This window comes from Neisseria sp. HMSC070F02, assembly GCF_001814225.1.
Classification (GTDB): domain Bacteria; phylum Pseudomonadota; class Gammaproteobacteria; order Burkholderiales; family Neisseriaceae; genus Neisseria; species Neisseria meningitidis.
The window spans coordinates 1-5,878 of sequence record NZ_KV815435.1; the positions used below are offsets into that span (position 1 = coordinate 1).

Sequence of the window (5,878 nt, forward strand, 5' to 3'; positions counted from 1 at the left end):
TGCACTTCAAATGCGAATCCGCCGCCGTCTGAAACGCAAATCCGCTTCAGACGGCATTCCCGACGCTTGCGGTTTAAGGGAGTTTTATTTCCAAATTGTCAATCAGGCGCGTCGTCCCCAGACAGGCGGCGGCCAAGACCACCAGTTTCTTATCTCCCGCCCGCGCCACTTCGAGCGTATCGGCGCGGCGGATTTCGACATAATCGACCACCCAGCCCGCAGCGGTCAAATGGTCGGCAGCCTGCCGCTCCAAACCTGCATAATCCAAACTGCCCTGCGCCAAGGATTCGGCAACAGCCTTTAATTCGCGGTACAGGCGCGGTGCTTCGTCGCGTTCCGCCGCACTCAAATACTGGTTGCGGCTCGACAGTGCCAACCCGTCTTCCGCGCGCCCCGTATCGACAGGCACTATTTCAACATCAAAATTCAAATCCTCGGTCAAACCTTTAATCACGGCAAGCTGCTGATAGTCTTTTTTGCCGAAACAGGCAACATCCGGCGCGACAATATTGAACAGCTTGGACACTACCGTTGCCACCCCGCGGAAATGTCCCGGACGAAACTTGCCGCACAACTCATTTTGCAGATTGGGCGGTTCGACGTTGTAACGCTGTTCCACGTTCGGATAGAGTTCTTTCTCATCGGGCGCGAAAACAACGGCAACACCCTCGGCTTCCAGCTTGTCCGCATCCTGTTGCAAAGTACGCGGATATTTGTCGAAATCCTCGCCCTGACCGAATTGCAGGCGGTTGACGAAAATGCTGACCACGACACTGTCCGCGCGTTTTTTCGCCTCACGCACAAGCGCAAGATGCCCTTCATGCAGATTGCCCATGGTCGGCACAAATGCCACCTTTCCCGCATTTTTACGCCACGCGCGCAGTTCTCGAATGGTATGTATGATTTGCATAACGGTAATCCTTATCCTTCGGGCTTCCTGCCCGACAAAACGCGCCGATTATACGCGCCGCGCACGGCAAAACAAAATGCCGTCTGAAACGGCTTTCAGACGGCATGCTGCATGTAAACCGTTCAATCTGCAAAAATATGTTCCGCAGCAGGGAAAGTTTTGGCTTTGACTTCGGCAACATACGCCCGAACCGCCGCTTGAACACTATCATGCCCCTGCATAAAGTTTTTGACGAATTTCGCCGTCTTACCCGGGAAAATGCCGAGCATATCGTGCATCACCAAAACCTGCCCGTCGCAATCCGCACCCGCGCCGATGCCGATGGTCGGACAGGAAACAGTTTCAGTTACCTTTTTTGCCAGTTCCGCCGGTACGCACTCCATCAGCACGACCGCCGCCCCCGCATCGTCATGCGCCTTGGCATCGTTAAGCAACGCCTGCGCCTTGCCGCCGCGCCCCTGAACTTTATATCCGCCGAAGGCAAACACGGATTGCGGGGTCAGACCGATGTGCGCACAAACCGGAATACCGCGCATTTGCAAAAATTCAGTCGTTTCCGCCATCCACACGCCGCCTTCGAGTTTAACCATATGCGCGCCGGCAGCCATCAGTTCGGCGGCGGCGGCAAACGCCTGCTCCTTACTCTGCTGATATGCACCAAACGGCAAATCGCTGACAATCATCGCATTTTTTGCACCGCGTGCCACACATTCGGTGTGATAGCACATATCGCGCAGGCTGACCGGCAGCGTCGACTGCCGCCCTTGAACCGCCATTCCCAAAGAATCCCCAACCAGCAGCACATCCACGCCGGCATCGTCCATCAGCGCGGCAAAACTGGATTCGTAAGCGGTCAGCATAGCGATTTTCTCGCCCGCCGCCTTCATTTTTTGCAGTGTGTTCACAGTAATCATCAGATATTGTTACCCCGCCCTTTTCAGACGGCCTTTTCAGTTTGAAACGGGCTATTATAGTGAAATGCCCGCAGCCCTGCCACCGACCGTGCCGCAAATGCAAAACAGCCCGACTGTTTTACACAATCGGGCTGTCAAATCTGGTGCCGGCACCAAGAGTCGAACTCGGGACCCCCTGATTACAAGTCAGGTGCTCTACCAACTGAGCTATACCGGCATATTGGATTGTATTACCGCACCATAAGCAAGGATGGTGCCGGCACCAAGAGTCGAACTCGGGACCCCCTGATTACAAGTCAGGTGCTCTACCAACTGAGCTATACCGGCAAAGAAAGCGAATTATGCAGGCAATGCCGCACCTTGGCAAGGAATTTATCCGAAAGCCCCGGCAAATCCGAATAAGTAATTTATTTGAAAAGAAATTAATTTGAAGCAGGACAACCATCGGCATTCTGATAAAATATCTGCCTTTCAAACCGACCGTTCACACCGATGGCAAGACATCCCTACCGCCGCCTGCGTCCTGCAAAATCCAGCTTTCCCGAAGTCGGCATTTCCGAAGAAGGCAATATCCGTTCGCTTCACTTGGGCAGCGACACCATCCAAAGCTCAATGAACCTCGACCACCCGTCCGAGCTGGTACTCTCTTACAGCCGTGCCATGATGGGATGGCTGCTGTTTACCGACGCTCTTCCGCAGCATATCACCCAAATCGGCTTGGGCGGCGGTTCGTTTGCACGCTGGATAGACACCTACCTGCCCGACACGCGCCAAACCGCCGTGGACATCAACCCGCAGGTCATCGCCATTGCCCGCAGCCTGTTCGAGTTGCCTTTCGAGGGCGAGAAATTTGAAATTATCGAAGCAGACGGTGCAGAATATATCAAAGTCTTCCGCCACAACACCGATGTGATTTTGGTGGACGGGTTCGACGGCGAACAAATCATCGATGCGCTGGTTGAAGAACCGTTTTTCCGAGACTGCCGAAACGCACTCTCTTCAGACGGCATATTCGTAACCAACTGGTGGAGCGGCGACAAACGCTACCAACGCTTCATCGAACGGTTGTTGAGCGTTTTTGAAGGGCGCGTCTTGGAACTTCCTGCCGAAAGCCACGGCAATGTCGCGGTAATGGCCTTCCAAAGCAGCCCCAAAGAGCAAAACATAGACAAACTCAAAAAACGTGCCGACAAACTGAGCAACGCATACGGATTGGACTTCCACCGCATGCTCGCCGACCTGAAAGCATCCAACCCCAACAACGGCAAGCATTTCTACCTTTAAGCAACTATCTTCATGACCGCATTGGAACATGCGGAAAATCAAGAGGAAATCATTATGCTGAAACCCGAAACCATACACATATCCGGTCCTGCCGGCATTTTAGAAACCATCCATATCCCGTCCGAACAAGTATCGGCACGCGGTGTTGCCGTCATCAATCATCCCAACCCCCTACAAGGCGGGACAAACACCAACAAAGTCATCCAAACTGCCGCCAAAGCCTTAAGCAAACTCGGCTTCCACTGCTACCTGCCCAACCTTCGCGGCGTAGGCAATAGCGAAGGCACACACGATTACGGACACGGCGAAACGCAAGACTGCCTCGCCGTCATCGACTATGCCCGCGCCCAACATCCCGAAGCCCCCGAATTTGCCTTATCCGGCTTCTCCTTCGGCGGCTATGTCGCCACATTTGCCGCACAAGCGCGCATACCCGACCTGTTACTGCTCATCGGCGCGGCAGTCTGCCACTATACCGGCCGCCCCGAGCCGTCCGCCGTTCCCAATGTTGCCAAAACGCTGATGATACACGGCGCGGAAGACGAAGTCGTCGAAATCGGGAAAGCACTGAAATGGGCGGAACCGCAAGATTTGCCCGTCATTACCATCGCCGGTTCCACGCATTTCTTTCACGGCAAACTCATCGTCCTGCGCGACACCATCCTCCGCTTCGCGCCCGTATGCCTGAACGGATAAAACCCCTTTCAGACGGCATCGATAATGTAAAACCCGTATCGGCGGCATCCGCCGATACGGGTTTGCGTTCCCTCTCATTATAGGCAAAATCCGCTGCAAAACACCCTTTCCCGACCCGACAAAGGATCTGCAAACGCAATCTTTTTTGCCAATAGCTTCAAAGGTTTCCGATAATCCTCGCTGCCCGCTTCAGACGGCACGGGATAGAGCGCGTCATTCAATAACGGCATACCCAAGCCCATCATGTGTACGCGCAACTGGTGTTTCTTGCCGGTATGCGGCGTAAGGCGGTAAAGGCTGAATTCCCCCCTGTTTTCAATTAGTTCAACCGTCGTATGTGCATTTGATTCGCCTTCCGCCTCTTGCGTCGTAAAAAATTTTTCACCCCTTACCAAACGCGAAACCACATCAAGCGGATACGGCAAATCCGTCCTTGTCGGGGCAAGCGCCTCATACGTTTTCCATACCGTTTTGTTTTGAAACATCGTCTGATAAGCCCCCCGCGTGGCAGGATTGTGCGACAGCAGCATCACGCCTGCCGTATCCTTGTCCAAGCGGTGCAGCGGCGTAATGTCTTCAACATTCAAATGCTGCAATTCGGGACGCAGGCGCAGACGTGTGAGCAGCGTTTCCCTTAAAAAACGCCCGCTGGGGATGACGGGCAGAAAATGCGGCTTGTCCACCACAATCAAATGCTCATCAATATGCAAAATCTTTTCTTCAAACGGAATACGCGGCTCATCCTCACTGCTGGTTTCCCGATAATAAAACATCACCTTACCCGGCTCGAACAAAGTATGTTCGTCCAACGCCGCACCATCCGAACCGACCACAAAACCGCTGTTCAACCGCCTGCGCCAATCGTCCGCGCCCACAAAAGGAAAGCGGATGCACAGAAAATGCAGCAGCGGCAGCCCGTAAAACTGCTTTTCATGCGGCAGCACCAAATAACTGGGTTTGACACCGTTCAACAGCGGAAGAGGATTGTTGCGTTTTTTCATGCGGCGGATTGTAACCGTTTTTCACAAACTTTTCAGACGGCATATCAAAACATAATTGATAAAAACAAACATATTGTTTTTTATGATTTAAAAATTTATTTAGACAAAATTATCGGATATTCATTACTATTCTTAAATAAGAATTAATATCAATAGGAGAAATATGAAGCGCATCTTTTTGCCCGCCTTGCCCGCCATCCTGCCTTTATCCGCTTATGCCGACCTGCCCTTGACGATTGAAGACATAATGACTGACAAGGGCAAATGGAAACTGGAAACTTCCCTTACCTACCTGAATAGCGAAAACAACCGCGCCGAACTTGCCGCACTGGTTTACATCCAAACCGGCGCAACCTCGTTTATCCCCATTCCGACCGAAATCCAAGAAAACGGCAGCAATACCGATATGCTCGTTGGCACGCTCGGTTTGCGCTACGGACTGACCGGGAATACCGACATTTACGGCAGCGGCAGCTATCTGTGGCACGAAGAACGCAAACTCGACGGCAACAGCAAAACCCGCAACAAACGGATGTCCGACGTATCCCTCGGCATCAGCCACACTTTCCTTAAAGACGACAAAAACCCCGCCCTAATCAGCTTTCTTGAAAGCACGGTTTACGAAAAATCGCGCAACAAAGCCTCGTCGGGAAAATCCTGGCTCATCGGCGCCACCACCTACAAAGCCATAGATCCGATTGTCCTTTCCCTCACCGCCGCCTACCGTATCAACGGCAGCAAAACCCTTTCAGACGGCATCCGCTACAAATCGGGCAACTACCTGCTGCTCAACCCCAACATCTCATTTGCTGCCAACGACAGAATCAGCCTGACCGGAGGCATCCAATGGCTGGGCAGGCAGCCCGACCGGACGGACGGCAAACGGGAATCCTCCAGAAACACATCCACCTACGCCCATTTCGGCGCAGGTTTCGGTTTCACCAAAACCACGGCTTTAAACGCATCCGCACGTTTCAACGTTTCAGGGCAAAGCAGTTCCGAACTGAAATTTGGCGTACAGCATACATTTTAAGCAGGTTTTGATTTTCCAACCTTGTAATCCAAAGGAGTTA

At 52.7% G+C, this 5,878-nt stretch carries 6 protein-coding genes and 2 tRNA genes; 3 read left to right on the forward strand and 5 right to left on the reverse strand.

All coding sequences use genetic code 11. The features are described 5' to 3' along the window. Positions 1 to 73: 73 nt before the first annotated feature. The 4 genes from panC to HMPREF2959_RS06075 form a co-directional block, all read right to left on the reverse strand. A complete protein-coding gene (gene panC, locus HMPREF2959_RS06060) occupies positions 74 to 910 on the reverse strand; it encodes a pantoate--beta-alanine ligase (protein ID WP_002240443.1) in 837 nt (278 codons plus the stop codon). 122 nt (positions 911 to 1,032) lie between these two features. Then, the gene (panB, locus tag HMPREF2959_RS06065) at positions 1,033 to 1,824 is read right to left on the reverse strand and encodes a 3-methyl-2-oxobutanoate hydroxymethyltransferase (protein WP_002243444.1); all 792 of its coding nucleotides are present in this window, start codon (positions 1,822 to 1,824) and stop codon (positions 1,033 to 1,035) included. A 141-nt stretch (positions 1,825 to 1,965) separates the two neighbouring features. Continuing rightward, positions 1,966 to 2,041: transfer RNA gene (locus HMPREF2959_RS06070), tRNA-Thr, on the reverse strand. A 34-nt stretch (positions 2,042 to 2,075) separates the two neighbouring features. Further along, positions 2,076 to 2,151 (reverse strand) — tRNA-Thr (locus HMPREF2959_RS06075). Positions 2,152 to 2,316: 165 nt separating this feature from the next. Here HMPREF2959_RS06075 and HMPREF2959_RS06080 point away from each other — a divergent pair. Together HMPREF2959_RS06080 and HMPREF2959_RS06085 are read left to right on the forward strand one after the other, a co-directional pair. Next, complete coding sequence (locus HMPREF2959_RS06080) at positions 2,317 to 3,108, forward strand: polyamine aminopropyltransferase (protein ID WP_002243443.1); 792 nt, start codon at positions 2,317 to 2,319, stop codon at positions 3,106 to 3,108. 54 nt (positions 3,109 to 3,162) lie between these two features. Continuing rightward, positions 3,163 to 3,804 (forward strand): alpha/beta hydrolase, encoded by a 642-nt coding sequence (locus HMPREF2959_RS06085; protein WP_002243442.1) that lies wholly within the window; start codon positions 3,163 to 3,165, stop codon positions 3,802 to 3,804. A 77-nt stretch (positions 3,805 to 3,881) separates the two neighbouring features. Here the strand turns inward: HMPREF2959_RS06085 and HMPREF2959_RS06090 are convergent, their stop codons facing one another. Beyond that, positions 3,882 to 4,805 carry an RluA family pseudouridine synthase gene (locus tag HMPREF2959_RS06090; protein ID WP_070696526.1) on the reverse strand — a complete coding sequence of 308 codons (924 nt, stop codon included), beginning with the start codon at positions 4,803 to 4,805 and terminating at the stop codon, positions 3,882 to 3,884. A 163-nt stretch (positions 4,806 to 4,968) separates the two neighbouring features. Here HMPREF2959_RS06090 and HMPREF2959_RS06095 point away from each other — a divergent pair, with 163 nt between their 5' ends. Further along, complete coding sequence (locus HMPREF2959_RS06095) at positions 4,969 to 5,838, forward strand: transporter (protein WP_070696529.1); 870 nt, start codon at positions 4,969 to 4,971, stop codon at positions 5,836 to 5,838. Positions 5,839 to 5,878 lie beyond the last annotated feature (40 nt).

What these genes read in the sequence shown, in the direction of transcription:
- panC (WP_002240443.1), bottom strand. Translation starts at nt 910, where the DNA reads ATGCAAATCATACATACCATTCGAGAACTGCGCGCGTGGCGTAAAAAT.
- panB (WP_002243444.1), bottom strand. Translation starts at nt 1,824, where the DNA reads ATGATTACTGTGAACACACTGCAAAAAATGAAGGCGGCGGGCGAGAAA.
- HMPREF2959_RS06080 (WP_002243443.1), top strand. Translation starts at nt 2,317, where the DNA reads ATGGCAAGACATCCCTACCGCCGCCTGCGTCCTGCAAAATCCAGCTTT.
- HMPREF2959_RS06085 (WP_002243442.1), top strand. Translation starts at nt 3,163, where the DNA reads ATGCTGAAACCCGAAACCATACACATATCCGGTCCTGCCGGCATTTTA.
- HMPREF2959_RS06090 (WP_070696526.1), bottom strand. Translation starts at nt 4,805, where the DNA reads ATGAAAAAACGCAACAATCCTCTTCCGCTGTTGAACGGTGTCAAACCC.
- HMPREF2959_RS06095 (WP_070696529.1), top strand. Translation starts at nt 4,969, where the DNA reads ATGAAGCGCATCTTTTTGCCCGCCTTGCCCGCCATCCTGCCTTTATCC.